Raw genomic sequence first — 16010 nt, 5'->3', positions numbered from 1 at the left:
CCAACAACAACAGAAGCCCCAACAACGACGGAAGTGCCAACCACCACAGAGGCCCCAACAACAGAGGATCCAGCAACCACAACGGAAGCATCTTCAGAAACAACTAAGGCTGAAGAAAAAACCACTACAACTAAGGCCAAGGACCCATCTACTACGACAACCTCAGCTCTAGCAGGTAAATCTTCAAATAAACCTAAGAAGCCATCAGGTAAACAAAAAGCTGGTGTTAAGGGACTTCCAAGCACAGGCGAAGAAAGTGGCTTTACATTGTCACTTCTCGGTCTTGCAGCTGTTTCAGTGACTGGTTTGCTTTACTACCGTAAATCTCGTAACTGATAGTAATTGAAAACAAGATGAAAGAGACAGGGACGAAAAGTCTTTGTCTCTTTGTGCTCTTGGAAGAAAGTGCTTTGCTGTCAGCTGCAGCGGCTATCTGAATTTAAAATTTAGAAGAGAACAGCTTGGATAAATGCTGCTTAGCTGACATTTTTGAAGCTTGTTACAATAGCGAAAAAACAGGGTTTTTTACTAAAATTAAGGATTGAAAACAAATTTGGGAAACTATCGAAAAGTTTTCTGAATTATGGTAGAATACAATTGATATTATGCTGTTTTTATGCGAAAAATGGTGATAATTGACTAGGAAGGATTTGTATGAAATTATCAATCGTCGTTGCTTTTTACAATGAAGAAAAAATGATTGAAAAAACGCATAGTGAAATTTCTAAACAATTGCAGGCCATGCTGCCGCAAACTATTGATGACTATGAATTGGTTTATGTTAATGATGGCAGCAAGGATAAAACATTGATGCTGATGAAGCAGATTGCTGCTAAAGATTATCGGGTTAGATTTATCAGTTTCAGTCGGAATTTCGGCCGTGAAGGAGCTATTTTGTCAGGTTTGCGGTATGCAACTGGTGATGCAGTTATGCTGATGGATGGTGATTTACAGCACCCGCCTGCCCTTATTCCTGATTTTGTGGCTGCTTTTAAAGAAGGCTATGATGTGGTCAGCGGTCAGCGGGACCGTCAGGGAGAATCAAGACAAAGTACCTTTTTTGCTAGACTCTTTTATCGTTTTTCCAATCGCTTGATGGATGTACAGTTAACAGATGGTATTTCAGAGTTTAAGCTTTTTAGTCGTAAGGCTGTAGATACGATTTTATCTCTGCCGGAATATAATCGTTTTTCAAAAGGTATTTTTTCTTGGATTGGCTTTAAAGAGAAGGTTATTCCTTACAAAAACCATATCCGTGAAGCTGGCGAGAGTAAGTTTGGTTTCAGACGCTCTATGAATTATGCTTTTCAAGGAATTATTTCTTTTAATGATAAGCCTTTGCGTATCTGTATTCAGTTTGGCCTGCTTTGTATCGGCTTTGCTTTAGCCTATCTTTTTGCCATGTTTATTGCCTATTTTGTGAAACCAGAAATTTTGGTCAGCGGTTATTTCACCACTTTGGCTGCCATCATCCTTTTTAGCGGTGTGCAGCTGATTTCGATAGGTATTTTAGGTGAGTATATTGGCAAGATTTACTATGAGGTTAAACGACGTCCGCATTATATTGTGGATGAGACAAATATTGAAAAAGCGAGAGAGGATTTAGTTGGATGAGTCACGCAAAACATAAGGAAAAAAAGCAAAAGCTTCCTTTCAAAGAAAATAAAAAAGCCCAAATGCTCCTTGCCAGCGCACTTCTTCCCATGCTGATTATGCTTGTGGTCTGGTGTTTCATGGGAGTTTTCCCCTTTGGCAGAAATACTTTGATGGCTGTTGACTTTGGACAGCAGTATATCGGCTTGTATGGTTTCTTAAAGACTACTGTTTTGACAGGGGACTGGTCGGGACTTTTTTATTCCTTCTCCAAGTCTATCGGCGGTGCCATGATTGGAATTTGGGGCTTTAATCTCATCAGTCCCTTTAATCTTTTGTACATTTTGCTGCCATTGACCCAGTTCAAGTGGGCTGTTTTTCTGACCATTTGGCTGCGTTACGGGGCTATGGGATTGAGCTTTGCCTATCTTTTGATAAAGCGTTATAAGGCTATGTCTTATAATTCCTGGCTGGTTCCGATTATGGCAACAGCTTATGCCTTGTCAGGCATGATTGTTTCTTATCAGATGAATCCCATCTTTTACGATGCCATGATCATGCTGCCTTTGCTAATCATATACTTGGAAGAAATGATTGATGGCGAAAAGCCTTTCAAATACATCTTTCTTTTGGCGCTGACCATGCTGCTGCATTTTTATATGGGCTACATGATTTGTCTCTTTATTGCCCTTTATACCTGCTATTATGCAGCACCTCGTTTGGCTGAAAGAGGCGATTGGAGGGTGAAATTAGGAGCCTTCTTTATACCTGTTTGGCGTGTTGTCTACACATCTATTTTAGGGATAGCGGCAGTCTTCTTTTTGCTTTATCCAATCTTTTTAAATCTTTTGCGCAGTAAAGGGGCCTATGACAGTCCTCTGACCTTTAGTTTTTCCTTGCAGATCAATCCCTTTGATATTTTATCGAAGATGATGATTGGCGGTTTTGACAATGAGTCTTCTTGGTCAGCTGGTCCCAACCTGCCCAATCTTTATGTGGGTGCTTTAGCTTTAATTGGTTTCTTTCTCTATTTTGTACAGGCTAAAGCTCATAAGTTTCGCAAGGTTGCAGCTGCCCTTATCAGCCTGATTTTCTTTGTTTCCATGGTTAATGAATTTGCCAGCAAAATCTGGCACATGGGGCAAAATCCAGCTGGATTCTTCTATCGGTTTTCATGGATTATTTCCTTCTTTATGGTGCTCCTTGCTTACCAGGCTATCCGTGAGAAAAACTATCTGGGCTGGAAAGGCTTGACAGCCGGTGTTGTTCTAAGTTTTGCTTCGGCCTATTATGTTATCAATCATAATTATACTTACATTGCCAAAAATCAGCCCAAGACTATTACAGATTTTGTCAGCAGCCACAGTATATTGACAGGACTGCTGATGCTGCTTGTTTTTGGAAGCTTAGCTGTCTTTTTCTGGAGAAGCCTCAACCATTATAAAGAGGCTCGGTGGTGTGCTATTGCAGCCTGTATCTTTGCGATTCCAGTCTTCTTTTATTTGTTGACCAAGGGCTTTTTGCTGACCCAAGTTTGCTTGACTTTATTAACCTGGCTTTTGGCTCTAGTCTATTTTGCCCTGCGTCCCAAAGGCAGATTTGTCTGGCCTGTTTTGGCTCTTATCACTGCGCTTGAATTGGGTTACAATTCTTATCTTTCACAGGTTACCTTAGCTTATGCCGATGCTTATAAGTTTACGGATGTGACTAAGAACATGAAAGAATTGGCCGATATTGTCAAAAAGAAAAACAAGGCAGGCTTTTACCGGGTAGGTTCTAGTTTCCTCTATTCAAAAAACGATCCTTTTCTTGCCTCTTATCCTGGTCTAAGTACTTTTAGCTCTAATATGGAAAAGTCAACCATCAATCTTTTCAATTCCATGGGAGATGTTGGTGGAAATGCGGCGACTTTTTATGCCAATGGAACAGCTTTGACAGATGCCCTTTACGGTGTCCGCTATTATATTGACCGTAAGGAATATACAGCGGCTGATATGGAGCAGCATCCCAACTGGAACTTCTTTAACCGAAATGCCAATCGGACGGATCTTAGGGCTTATTATCATCCTATTTATGAAAACAAGCGGTTTGTTATTTATGAAAATCCAAATGTCTTTTCTGCGGCCTTTGCAACCAACACACTAACGCGAAATATTAAGTTTGGTCTTAATAATCCTGTGTCCAATCAAAATATTATTTTGTCATCAATGTCTGGTGTCAACCAGAAATATTTTGAATATGTTGGTATTCCTAAAATTGAGTTGCTCAATATGCAGGAAGTCAATGAAAATGGCCATCGGATTTTCAAACGGATTGATAAAAAGCAGCCAGGAACTATTCGGATTATCTTTACCCCTCAGACTGACTTTACCTACTATTTCCAAGCACCTTACAGTCTGCGCAAGTCCATGGGGAATATTTCCATCTTGCTTAACAATCAGTGGTATCATTATTCACAAAGTTATGACCAAGTTCAGCTTTGGAACCTGACAGATAGAACGCCAGGCAAGGAAATGGTTCTGCAGCTGCAAACCTCACAGGATGACCAGCTTGATTTGACCAACATGGCTCTTGTCCGGGCCGATCAAAAGGCTATCAAAAGGGTTATCAAGGAACGTTTGAAACAAAATATGACGGTAACTAAGTGGACAAATACCGTGGTTAAGGGACATGTCAACGTTACAGATAAAAGTAATGTTATGATGACAAGCATTCCTTACAATCCAGGCTGGACAGTGAAGGTAGATGGTAAAAAAGTGCAGACTAGTGAAGCTTGGGGAAGCCTGTTATCCTTCCCGATTACGGGCGGAAAACACCGAATTGAAATGACTTTCCTGCCTCAGGGTCTGCTGACAGGAATTGCTGTTTCTGTGTTCTCACTTGTTCTTATTGCCTTTTTAAAATGGTATGATGACAGAAAAATTGATAATTTATTTAAAAAATAAGCTGTTTGGTTAGGAAAAAGTATGTTGATTAAAAAGATTTTGGTAACCGGCGGAGCCGGGTTCATTGGCTCCCATACCTGCGTTGAGCTGCTCAATCAAGGTTATGATCTGGTTGTTGTTGATAATCTGCTTCATTCAAATCCTAAAAGCCTAAAGGTTATTGAGGACATTACGGGTAAATCTCTCCGTTTTTATCAAGCTGATATCAGGGACAGTAAAAGTCTTAAGGCTATTTTTGAAGCAGAAAAAATTGATGCCGTGATTCATTTTGCAGGGCTCAAGGTCGTCAATGAATCAAGCAGCCTACCTCTGGAATATTATGATAATAATGTTTCAGGAACAGTGACGCTTTTGCAGGTGATGAAGGCTTTTGGCTGCAAAAATCTGATTTTTTCGTCTTCTGCCAGTGTTTATGGCAACGAAGCACCTGTACCAGTATCTGAAGACTCACCGCGTTCTGTCATGACTCCTTACGGACGGACAAAGTTGATTGTTGAGGATATCCTGACCGATTTGTTCTCTTCAGATGATGACTGGAATATTGTTATGCTGCGTTATTTCAATCCTGTTGGGGCTCATCACTCTGGGAATTTAGGAGAAGATCCCAAAGGCAAACCTAATAACCTTATGCCTTACGTGACGCAAGTTGCACTGGGCAAACTGACTAAAGTTTATGTTTTTGGTGGTAACTATGATACAAAAGACGGCACTGGTGTCCGCGATTACATTCATGTTGTTGATTTGGCACGCGGTCATGTTGCAGCTATCCAGAAACTAAAAGATCAGTCAGGCCTTTCTGTCTATAATTTGGGAACTGGAAAGGGCTCTTCTGTTTTAGAGCTTATTCAGGAAATGGAGCAGGTTATCGGAACTCCTATTCCTTATGAGATTGTTGACAGACGTCCAGGCGATATTGCGGTTTCTTATGCTGATGTCACTAAAGTTCAAAAAGAACTTGGTTGGCGGGCAGAATATGACCTCAAGCGGATGTGTCAAGATGCTTGGCGCTGGCAAACTCAGCATCCTCATGGTTTTGCAGAATAAGAGCCTAGAGTCTGCCATTCTTGCTGTTTAGATGTCATTAATTAGAAGGCGTGGGACAAAAACCCATGCTCTTCTTTTTTAAGCCTGATGAACCTTAAAAGAAGCGTTAACAATAATCTTGAATTATGATACAATGAGAACAAATTAGTGAAAAATGAAATTGGAGAGATGATGGTAGCAAGAGAAGAAAATGAACAGGTAGTCGAGACTCTTCAAAAAACTTCAAAAGAGCCTTCAGAAACCTTGAGCCGCTCGCAGCGCAGAACCAGCCAGCAAAAAGAGCTCAGCCGGCATGATGATAACAAAGAAGCGGCGAAGAAGTCCCTTCTTAAAGATACGCTGAGCTTTTTAGCGGCTTTTAGTCTGCCTATTGCAGTCATGGTGATTGTCTTTGCTGTGATGGGATTGTATCCTTTTGGTCAAAAGACAATCATGAGTGGTGATTATACTTTGCAGTATATCCCACTTTACCGTGCCTTGGGGCATGCTTTTAAACAGCTTGATGTAGGTGCGCTTTTCTGGTCTTGGCATAAAGGAATCGGAGGGGTGATGCCGCCTGTTTGGGGTTTTAACAGTCTCAGCCCTTTTAGTTTGGCAATTGGTTTGAGTCCGGCCAAGTTTCTTAATTGGTCTGTCTTTTTGGTGACCTTGCTGCGTCAGGGCTTTGCCGGTCTTAGTTTCTATTATTTCCTTCACAAACGCTATGAAGCTTATGACAAGCGGCTGCTGGCTGTTTGCATCTCTGCGGTTTATGGTTTGAGTGGCTTTTTTATTGTGCATCAGGTCAATCCTAACTTTCTGGACAACCTTATTTTGCTGCCACTGTTAATCATTGGCCTAGAAAAGATTTTAGATGGCAAGGTCAGTCTCAAATATTCTTTGGTTTTGGCTGCCATGTTTCTGGTGCAGTTTTATACGGCTTACATGGCTGCGCTCTTTGTCGTATTCTATGCTTTTTACTACCTGTCAGCTAAAAAAGCAGCCTTTCTTTTTAAGGTTAAACAGCTCTTTCGACTTTTGTTCTATTCTTTGTTGGGAGTGGGATTAAGTGCTATCTGGCTGCTGCCGGTCTTTTATGGTTTGCTGGATACAAAGGTAGCAGGAGGAGAGCAGTATCCTTGGGTCTTTACCTTCCTCTACAATCCGATTAAGCTTTTGATTAAGTTTATTCCTGGAGCTGCCAGTGGGGAAGAATGGGGAGATTTTAATACCCTGCCCAATTTTTATATTGGAGTGCTCGGTTTTATCGGCTTGTTTAATTTCTTTTGGACAAAGGCTATTGACCTGCGAAAGAAAATCAGCAGTTTTGTGCTGCTGGCACTTTTGATTGTTGCTTTTTCTAATGCGGCTGTCATTAGGGTTTGGCATATGGGACAGATGCCAGTTGGCTTTTATTACCGCAATGCCTGGCTGCTGAGCTTTGTTTTCTTGCTTATCACCTACCAAGCTTTTCAAAAGGTCAATTCCTGGAGCCGTTTGCAGCTTTCTTTGACTCTAGTTTTAGTGCTTTTAGCCAATGTCTATGTTTATTTTGCGGTGCAGGAGAAATCCTATACTCTAATCACTATTTGGCAACAGCTTGCTATGCTTGTGCTTGCAGTCTTAATTGTCTTGCTCTTTAGCTGGCGTTCTGTTAAGAATTGGCAGCTGTGTCTGCTGCTGCTTTTGAGTCTGACTGATATGGGTATCAATGCCAAGTTTACCATTGAGAGAAATCTTTGGCACAGTCCAAGTTCGGTTTTGGCGGCAGAAAGTAAGCAGGAAGCTTTCTATCACAAGCTAAAACTGCCCAAATCGGGCTTGGAACGCATGGAAAAAAGCAGCGCTAACACCTGGAATGATTCGCTGACCTATAATTATTACGGTATCAATCATTTTACATCCAGCGTTGAATACAAGAATTTAGAATTTTTAGGAAAGCTGGGGCTGCCTTCTTCAACAGCTATTTCGATGTATGCGGGCGGTACACCGCTGACAGATGCCTTGTTTAATTTGCGGTATTATGTGGATAATGGGACTTGGAGCTATTCAGCAAGAAAAGATTTGAATAAGTATTACCAGCCTGTTCAAAGCCTTAAAACCGCAAAATTATTGGAAAATAAAACCGTATTTGGACTTGGTTTTTCAGGCGATGCAGCCATGTTGAAAGCTAAATTAGACGGGGATGCTGCTGCCAACCAAAATAAAATTTATCATGGGCTTTCAGATAATTTAGAGAATCTTTTAGAACCTTATCAGACTGAAATGTCTCTTGACAATGTCACTTTAATCAATGGCGAAAATGGTCAGCAGATTTACAGACGCCAATCTTCTGATCGTCCTGGAATTATTCGCTTTAAATGGGTACCTAAAGACAATGCTTCTTATTACCTCTATTCTGCAAAGATAAATTCAGCAAACCTGCTTCATACTAAATTTGCTTTAAATGGTCAGCCTTACACAGTCTTTGACCGCTACCGCCATCCTCAGCTGTGGAGCTTAGCTGCTGACAGCAATGGTCAGGAACAAACCTTTGAAATTCAGCTGACAGATAATAATGCGCTTGATATTGCTGGTTTACAACTGTATCGTTTTAACGATGATGCTTTTCAAAACTTTGTTAAACAAGGGAAACTGGCTAAGTGGACCCCGAGCAAGGTCACTTCAAGGTCACTTTCAGGAGAAGTTAGGCAGGTTCAAGGCAAGGATTATCTCTTTACCTCCATTCCTTACAATCCCGGCTGGCGTGTAAAAGTCGATGGCAAAGGTGTTAAAAGCCAAGAGGTTTGGAAGGCCTTTCTAGCCTTTAAACTACCTGCTGGTAAGCACCGCATCGACCTCTACTATGTTCCCAAAGGGATTATCTCTGGTGGCCTTGTGACACTGTTTTCTCTTATTTTAGCGATTAAGGTTCTACAAATTAGCCGTCGTCAAAAGAAACGAGCAGCAGAAGAGGAGTTTGATGATACTGATTTTGATTGAGAAATTCTTAGTCAATAAATTTTAATACTCCCTAAAAATCAAAACTAGGCGACGAACTGCAGGCTGCACTAGGTTGCGCCAAAATGAAGCCAACAAGGTATGGTTTTGATTTTTGAAGAATGTAAAAGATAAGAAAAAGCATATCGCCCGATTAAGCCTAGCGGCCATCAGTGTGATATGCTTTTTAATGTTCATGATATTTTGGCAAGTGCTTATCAAGTTATTTAAAATAAAGATAATTGGGATTAGGAGTTATATAATAAAGCATTCCGCTCTTATCAAAGATGAGCTGGACCTTACCACTGTCATAAGTGAATCTAGTGTAGTTAGTTCCACCAAATTTAGCAGCCTGAGCCAGATCAACAACTGCTGCGTAAAAGGCTTTGGTCTGTTCCTCTGTGATGCTGCCTTCTTTAAATAAGGTTCTTAAATTGTTTAACTCTTTCTTTTTAAAGTCCTTGACAATTTGGTTTTGGTTGCTTAAAACGGATTCAGGTTTTCCCAATACAGCTTTAACCTTATCTTGGCTGTAACCTTTAAAATCAGGAATTTGAGCTTTAAAACCATCACTGTTAGAATAATAATAAACTTTGGCATTTCCAGTTGCGTAGATTTTATCGTTTTTGGCATGATTTGCATCTTCAGGCAGACCTTTGACTGTTTTATCAAAATTCTCAATGTCTTGAGATTTTTCGAAAGGATGGGCTTTTGCTGCAGAAGAAGTGGTTGTTTCCCTAGTTTGCTCAGATTTTTTAGCAGCAGCCTGTTTTTTGGCAATTTCCGCTCTTAGCTTAGCAGGATCAATATCCGCCCTAGATTGACAGGCACTCAGCATAAAATTTAAGGATCAGAAAAGTAGGATGAGAACAAGTCGGTTGCTCTTTTTCATGAAATCTCCTTATCATTTGAAAAAATAGTTAAAAATGAGCTTTAATAAAGCTTAAAATCTCTTTGTACTGTTCTTGGAAAAAGCTGTTTTTGTTCCAAACAAATGTAAAATCATGGTAGACTGGGAAATCTTCCAGCGGTATTTCGATCAAGTGTCCGTTTTTTAATTCTTTATCAACGACACTGCGGTAGAAAAAAGAAATGCCGCGCCTGCGCATGACCAGCTGCTTGATGGTATTGAGGTTGCTGATTTCGCTGACCTTCTGAAAATCGCTTATGGCCAGATTTCTCGCTTTTAACACGGTATCTAAAACTTCGCGCGTGCCAGAGCCTTCTTCCCTGACAATCAGAGATTCCTGCAGCAAATCGGTCAGTTTTGGCTTTTTGGCTGTTAAAGGATAGGAAGGTGAGGCTGCTGCGATAAAGGGTTCATGCCTGTAAACAGAACTGTCATAGCGTTCTTGAGAAAAGAAGCCTTCAATAAGGGCAAAGTCTATGTCTCCTTTATCAAGAGCCCTCAGCAGTTTTTGTGTATTACCAATGGTCATTTTTAGTTCCAGCCGAGGCTGGGCCTTCATCAGCTGTGACAGCGGTTGGGGCAAAACATACTCACCGATGGTCATTGTAGCACCGAAATAAAGCTGTGTCGGTGTTTCATGAACAGACTTTTTAAAATGTTTAATGTCATGAGCCATGGAAGTGAGCATCAAAAAAAGCTTTTCGGCTTCAGCGGTCATCTGGCACTGTTTGCCTTTAAAAACAAACAAAGTGCAACCGTATTCCGCTTCTAAAGCTTTGATGTGTTTGCTTACTGCTGGCTGTGTGATATGCAATTCGTGTGCAGCTTTGGTGAAATTTAAGGTTTGGCAGACAGTGATAAAGGTTTTAACACGGTAATCTAACATTTTTATCATTCCTTTTTGCTATTATAGCATAATAAATCATAATTTTACATCATGATTAGAAATCGCTATAATGAAAGCAATTAAACACTGATAAGGAGATTTTATGACGAATCGTTTCATGCTTAAACTACCGGGAATGGCTCTTTGCCTTGTCATTGCTCTGCCTGCTTGGTGGTTGGGGCAGTTCTTTCCAATCGTTGGGGCGCCTGTATTTGCTATTTTTCTGGGCATGCTGCTGGCTGTCTTTTATCACAGGCGAGAAAAAACAGAAGCAGGAATTGCTTTTACCTCTAAATACATTTTGCAGTTTGCGGTTGTTTTGCTGGGCTTCGGTTTAAATTTATCGCAGGTACTGACAGTCGGTAGGACATCGTTGCCCATTATTCTGGCAACCATAAGCTCATCTTTGCTACTGGCCTTTCTTTTGCAAAAATGGTTTAAGCTGGATGTGCGGACAGCGACCTTGGTAGGGGTTGGCTCTTCTATTTGCGGCGGCTCTGCTATTGCTGCGACAGCACCTGTTATTAAGGCTGATGATGAAGAAATCGCGAAGTCGATTTCCGTTATTTTTCTTTTTAACATTTTGGCGGCTCTTATTTTTCCAACCTTAGGAGATGTACTGGGCTTGTCAAATCACGGCTTTGCGCTTTTTGCAGGGACAGCAGTCAATGATACTTCATCTGTGACAGCAACGGCAGCAGCTTGGGACGGTCTGCACCATTCCAATACGCTGGACGGCGCAACAATTGTTAAGCTAACGCGAACCTTGGCCATTATTCCCATCACTTTGGGGCTGTCTTTTTACCAAGTTTACAAGGCTAAAAAAAGCGGACAAACTCAAGAGCATACTGTGGCCATTAAGAAGGTCTTTCCCATGTTCATCCTTTATTTTATTTTGGCTTCTGTTTTGACAACTCTTTTGACGGAGCTGGGCTTTAATCCTCTTGTCTTTGAATCGCTTAAAACACTTTCTAAATTCTGCATTGTCATGGCCATGAGTGCGATAGGCCTTAATACAAATATTGTCAAACTGATTAAAACAGGCGGACAGGCGATTGCTCTGGGGGCTTCCTGCTGGGCAGTCATTACCTTAGTCAGTCTTGCCATGCAGCATTTTTTAGGTATCTGGTAAAGGATTTTTATGGAATAAGAAAAGCGGGACTGTGCCTTTAAAGGGTCGTCCCGCTTTGATGTTACATTTCGCTTCTTTTGAAGATAAGATTTGCCGCTGCCAAGTTTATCAGAATCAAAGCTATTACCAGCAAGAGCAGCAGTTGGTAATGGTGTAAGGAAAAATGTCCCAGCAAAAGGTCAGACTGTTTTTGGATAAGCAGTAGAGGACTGAAATCTTTGATAGGCTTTATGAAGTTGATTAAGAAAAAAGCCACGATTACAGTGAAAATTCCCAGTAGGACAGCACTGTTTTTCTTGAGCAGTGAAGAAAAGAAGAGAATCAGACTAATCAAGAGAAGGCCAAACAGCCAACTTCCCAGATAGGCTGTTATTTTGTGCAGCCCTTTGTTATTAAAATAATACAAGGTATAGCCATAGTGGACAGCAGATCCTGCAAGATAGGTAAGGCTCCAAATGAAAGACAGGACACCAAACTTAGCTACAATAACTGATGTTTTAGACAGTCCCTTGGTGATTAAATTAATCAAGGTGCCTTTTGCTAATTCCTGAGTAAGTGTCCCGCTAAACAAGAAAACGAGAATAACAAGGCCTAATTGGTTGATATTCTTAAAGTATTGGGTATAGGAGTCTATGTAAGTTGGCTCGGGAATGATTGGCCTTAAGTTTTTGGGCAGCAGATCGGCCATAAGATCCGGCATCATAAGAGCAGTAAAGGGTCCCAAAATTCCAAAACAGATACCGCAGATAAGCATTGCTGCGCTTTTGTGAGTTCTTATATTTTCCAACCATTCTTTTTTGAGCATGACTGATAAATAGTTCATGATATAACCTCTAAATACAGCTGTTCTAAGGATTCATCTGCTGCCTCTATAAAGGTAGGGAAGACTCCTAGTTCCATCAGTTTTTGATAGAAATCCTTTAAAATATCATTGCTAGGAACGCTCTTTTTAGCAGGGAGATAAATTTTTATCTTGTTTTCATCCTCTTCCAGCTGGAAGTGCTTGTCCAAAATTGGGCGGTCTTCTTTTTTGACTTTCAGCATAACAGTATAAAGGACTTTCTCCTTTTTTGCGCTGCGAGCTTTTAATTGGCTGAGATTTTGAATCGTATGTTTGCTCAGCACCAGCACATCGTCGCAGATTTTTTCAACATCGGACAGTATATGTGTTGAAAAGATAACCGTCTTTTTTCCTCTTAGGTTTGAAATGAGTTCTAAAATATCCTGTCGGCCTTTTGGATCAAGGGCGCTTGTCGGTTCATCGCAGATGAGTATTTTAGGATTGTGAATAAGAGCCTGAGCCAAGCCTAAGCGCTGTTTCATACCCCGGGAATAAGTGGCAATCAGCTGCTTGTTATTTTTTAAACCAACCTCTTCCAGCAGACCCTCCACCCGCTGAGGCTGTCTACCCTGAGAAAATCCTGAGCATAATTTAAGGTATTCTGCAGCAGTCATATAGTCGTAAAATTCAGGCACATCAGGCAGATAGCCGATGAGTTTATTGGTAGGGGTGCTGCCAAAGGTAACTTTTTCATTAAAAATCTGGATATTACCGCTATCAATCTTGGTCAGTCCAAGCATCATTTTGAGGGTAGTTGTTTTTCCTGAACCGTTTGGGCCGACAAACCCATAGATTTTATTGTCATCCAGTTCTAAAGACACCTGATTTAGAATGTGTTTATCTTTAAAAGATTTGCTGACTTTCTCAAATGTTATAGCCTTCATTGTTTCTTTCCTTCAATCGTAATAAATAGGATTGGTCCCAGAATATTGGCACATAAGATGATCACAATCCAAGCTGCTTTATTGAGGTAATTGGTCTGTTTAATTCTTTTTAGTTTTACAAATGCTATGATGATTAAAATCAGCTGCAGTGCAAAAAGAGGAACGAGGAAGGGCAGATAGGCACTAGGAATTGTAAGGTTCATGCTACAGCTCCTTTTTTAAGTTCTTGGATGTCCTTGATAAAAGATTGGAATTGTGGATGGCTGTTTAATTTAGAAAAGACCGGTGTATTAAAAATCTCTTCCATTTGATCAATCAGCAGTTTTTTATTGGTAGGCGGCAGGGTTCCCATTGGCAGCGATTCCAGCCAGTCATCTATCGCATAAAAGAAGGAATCTCCATGCAGTTGAAATTGCTTGAGCAGATTTTTGCAGCATTGTAGTAGCTTACCTAAAAAGGCTATTGCTTTTTCTTCCTCCGAATCAATATAATAAAGGGCTAGAGTATAATAGCATTTGATGATAGAGTTAGGATGCAGCTCTTTCAGTTTAAAAAGATCTATGAGACCAGTCATTCGCCTAATGATTTCATGGCTGTTTTCCTTAGTCTCATAACTAATTAAAGTTGACAGAGACTCAACCATTAATAAAATTTGCTGATAAAGCTCTACCTGCAGGACTTCCTTAGCTTTTTCACTATCACCTTTTAAGGCATAACTGTTGGCCAGCATTAGCTCTTCGCCAAGTTTATAAGGTCTGTTATGATAGATTTCTATAATGGCATCGTATTTTTCATTTTGGAAGAGGATAATCACTTTTAACATGATTGCTGACTGAATTTCAGTTTCTGCCGAAGCGTTACTGATAATCCTGTTCAACAGAGCCAAAGCCAGCTGTGCAGTCCGGTCTTTTAAGCTTTTATTATCTAAAAAAGAGTTGACCATAAACTGAACGAGCATGAGCAGGGTCTTGTGATCATTTAGATACTGCTTAGACAGCTTTTCAATATTGGCCAGGCTTTGATCAGCTGTGAATTGCTTTTTGTTATTTTTCAAATCATTAAACAGCTGACTTCGTTCCTGCGATGAGAGGATCTTCTTATGGCCAATTAAATCATCGACACTGATATTAAATAAATTAGCCATTAAGACAAGATAGTGAATATCAGGGGTAGCTTGATTGTTTTCCCACTTAGAAATGGTTGCCTTTGTTAAATGTAAGTATTCACTCAGCTGTTCCTGTGTAAAATTGATCCTAGTCCGGTTTAAATAGATATTTTGACCAATGTTCATAAGGCCCTCCTTGCCTTTAATTATATGGTATCTTCTATAGAAATTAAAGTTCCAATCTAGATACATATAGTAAAAGGAATTTCCCGTTTGGAAACTCCTGATGCAAAGCTTAAGAAAAGCAGCTGTTATGAAAAAGTTGGTCAAAAAAACCTGACATGGCAGAGCTTGAATGGATAGTCTGTCTATCATTTTGACTGTACAATTAGTTGAAAAATCTATATTTCCTATGCTAATATGGAGATAGTGTCATGAATCATAAAAAACTTTATAGTATCTATTTGTTGCCTACTTTGCTTCAGATTATTTTCTTTGCTGCTATTGCTGGCTTGTTCAAAAAAGCTGGATTTGAATTAGGCTACCATTCATTTTTGGGAATGCTTCTTATTGTTTTAGCTGGGATTTCGTCAGCCTTGTGGGGTGTCATTTACCAAAAAAACTGTCATGGAAAAAGCCCTCTTGAAATTCTAAAGGAGTTCTTTGATGTCAGGCAACCCATGCAAGTTTATCTATTCGTTATAGCTTTTCTGGTAATAGACTTTGGTGCGGTTATCATAGGTAATGGCTTTAGGATAGGAAGTATCTGGCTACCATTTCTATTTTTTCTGAAAGCACTTGTATTTGGTGGAATAGAGGAAATAGGTTGGCGCTATTCCTTTCAGCCTGATCTAGAGAAAAAATTTTCCTATGCTCTGGCAACCATCATTACCTTTATTTGCTGGGGAGTCTGGCATATTCTCTTTTTCTATATCGATGGAAGCCTTACAAGTGTCGACCTGCCCTCATTTTTGTTGGGATTATTGACAAATTCTTTTATCCTATCAGCTTTATTTGTCTATTCCAAGAGCCTGTGGATTTGTGCCATGACCCATGCCTTAATCAATGCCCTTTCCCAAATTTCTGTAAATGATAGCGGCATTGATAGTATTATGCTAAAAGTAGTATGCATATGTTTTGCCCTTGTTTTAGTTTATGCAGTAAGAAAGAAAAGACAGAAAATACCAGCTAGCGAAGCCAAGCATGCCAAAGAATTTGAGGAGAGTAATGAGACCTTGCATGTTTATGATGAAAAAAATGAAGTAGATAATTAAAAACGACTAAAAAGGATTTAGCCGTTCAGACTGAAGACAAAGCTCTTAAAATTGAATTTCTAAGAGCTTTTTGCTCTGTTTAGGAGTATACTAAAAGAAAACAGTTTGTGAGGTAAGGCCATGTTTCACAAAGAAAAGCCAGATTATAATCGTTATCAGTACGGGTTTTATACACTTGATCAGCTTGTTCCTGGGGATCACTTTCTGCGTAAAATTGAGGCTGTGATTGATTTTGACTTCATCTATGACTTAGTTGAGGAGACTTACTCTTGTGATAATGGGCGTCCGAGTTTAGACCCTGTGATGCTCATCAAAATCCCTCTCATTCAATGTTTCTATGGCATTCGCTCCATGCGTCAGACCATCAAAGAGATTGAGGTGAATACTGCCTATCGTTGGTTTCTGGGGTTGACTTTGGACGATAAGGTGCCTCATTTT

General features: G+C 40.1%; 14 protein-coding genes. 8 read left to right on the top strand and 6 right to left on the bottom strand.

All coding sequences use genetic code 11. The annotated features are described in order from the left end of the window. The 5 genes from SCSH_RS06650 to pgfM2 all read left to right on the top strand — a co-directional run. Positions 1 to 336, top strand: a 336-nt coding sequence (locus SCSH_RS06650) for an LPXTG cell wall anchor domain-containing protein (protein WP_152972530.1), incomplete at its 5' end; no start/stop codon positions are given. A gap of 318 nt (positions 337 to 654) precedes the next feature. Beyond that, positions 655 to 1614: a glycosyltransferase PgfS gene (pgfS, locus tag SCSH_RS06645; RefSeq protein ID WP_057491111.1), complete on the top strand. Its 960-nt coding sequence runs from the start codon at positions 655 to 657 to the stop codon at positions 1612 to 1614. Beyond that, positions 1611 to 4538, top strand: a complete 2928-nt coding sequence (gene pgfM1 / locus SCSH_RS06640) for a glycosyltransferase PgfM1 (RefSeq protein ID WP_057491110.1) — start codon at positions 1611 to 1613, stop codon at positions 4536 to 4538. The genes pgfS and pgfM1 overlap by 4 nt, the downstream gene beginning before the upstream one ends. Before the next feature lie 27 nt (positions 4539 to 4565). Continuing rightward, the gene (galE, locus tag SCSH_RS06635) at positions 4566 to 5582 is read left to right on the top strand and encodes a UDP-glucose 4-epimerase GalE (RefSeq protein WP_193743689.1); all 1017 of its coding nucleotides are present in this window, start codon (positions 4566 to 4568) and stop codon (positions 5580 to 5582) included. 171 nt (positions 5583 to 5753) lie between these two features. Continuing rightward, complete coding sequence (gene pgfM2 / locus SCSH_RS06630) at positions 5754 to 8543, top strand: glycosyltransferase PgfM2 (RefSeq protein WP_057491108.1); 2790 nt, start codon at positions 5754 to 5756, stop codon at positions 8541 to 8543. A 220-nt stretch (positions 8544 to 8763) separates the two neighbouring features. On the opposite strand, the gene SCSH_RS06625 is transcribed toward pgfM2, so the two are convergent. Both SCSH_RS06625 and SCSH_RS06620 read right to left on the bottom strand, forming a co-directional pair. Further along, positions 8764 to 9378 carry a DUF4947 domain-containing protein gene (locus SCSH_RS06625; RefSeq protein ID WP_238581377.1) on the bottom strand — a complete coding sequence of 205 codons (615 nt, stop codon included), beginning with the start codon at positions 9376 to 9378 and terminating at the stop codon, positions 8764 to 8766. An 82-nt stretch (positions 9379 to 9460) separates the two neighbouring features. Then, positions 9461 to 10336 (bottom strand): LysR family transcriptional regulator, encoded by an 876-nt coding sequence (locus SCSH_RS06620; RefSeq protein WP_057491107.1) that lies wholly within the window; start codon positions 10334 to 10336, stop codon positions 9461 to 9463. A 103-nt stretch (positions 10337 to 10439) separates the two neighbouring features. Between SCSH_RS06620 and SCSH_RS06615 the strand changes: the two genes are divergently transcribed. Continuing rightward, on the top strand, positions 10440 to 11468 hold the full coding sequence (locus tag SCSH_RS06615; RefSeq protein WP_057491106.1) for a YeiH family protein: 1029 nt from the start codon (positions 10440 to 10442) through the stop codon (positions 11466 to 11468). A 61-nt stretch (positions 11469 to 11529) separates the two neighbouring features. On the opposite strand, the gene SCSH_RS06610 is transcribed toward SCSH_RS06615, so the two are convergent. The 4 genes from SCSH_RS06610 to SCSH_RS06595 are packed head-to-tail and all read right to left on the bottom strand — an operon-like array spanning position 11530 to position 14484. Continuing rightward, on the bottom strand, positions 11530 to 12291 hold the full coding sequence (locus SCSH_RS06610) for an ABC transporter permease subunit (protein WP_057491105.1): 762 nt from the start codon (positions 12289 to 12291) through the stop codon (positions 11530 to 11532). Continuing rightward, the gene (locus SCSH_RS06605) at positions 12288 to 13193 is read right to left on the bottom strand and encodes an ABC transporter ATP-binding protein (RefSeq protein WP_057491104.1); all 906 of its coding nucleotides are present in this window, start codon (positions 13191 to 13193) and stop codon (positions 12288 to 12290) included. The genes SCSH_RS06610 and SCSH_RS06605 overlap by 4 nt, the downstream gene beginning before the upstream one ends. Then, entirely contained in the window at positions 13190 to 13396 is a 207-nt protein-coding gene (locus tag SCSH_RS06600) for a PLDc N-terminal domain-containing protein (protein WP_057491103.1), read from the bottom strand. The genes SCSH_RS06605 and SCSH_RS06600 overlap by 4 nt, the downstream gene beginning before the upstream one ends. Further along, on the bottom strand, positions 13393 to 14484 hold the full coding sequence (locus tag SCSH_RS06595; protein ID WP_152972528.1) for a helix-turn-helix domain-containing protein: 1092 nt from the start codon (positions 14482 to 14484) through the stop codon (positions 13393 to 13395). The genes SCSH_RS06600 and SCSH_RS06595 overlap by 4 nt, the downstream gene beginning before the upstream one ends. A 248-nt stretch (positions 14485 to 14732) precedes the next feature. On the opposite strand from SCSH_RS06595, the gene SCSH_RS06590 reads away from it, so the two are divergent. Then, entirely contained in the window at positions 14733 to 15572 is an 840-nt protein-coding gene (locus SCSH_RS06590) for a CPBP family intramembrane glutamic endopeptidase (RefSeq protein ID WP_238581376.1), read from the top strand. A 120-nt stretch (positions 15573 to 15692) separates the two neighbouring features. Next, on the top strand, positions 15693 to 16010 hold a 318-nt coding region (locus tag SCSH_RS06585), incomplete at its 3' end, for a transposase (RefSeq protein ID WP_193743688.1).

It is taken from the genome of Streptococcus orisasini (genome assembly GCF_001431045.1).
GTDB classification, from domain to species: domain Bacteria; phylum Bacillota; class Bacilli; order Lactobacillales; family Streptococcaceae; genus Streptococcus; species Streptococcus orisasini.
Note: the sequence above shows the minus strand (reverse complement) of the source record. Positions and strands in the feature narration are given on the sequence as shown.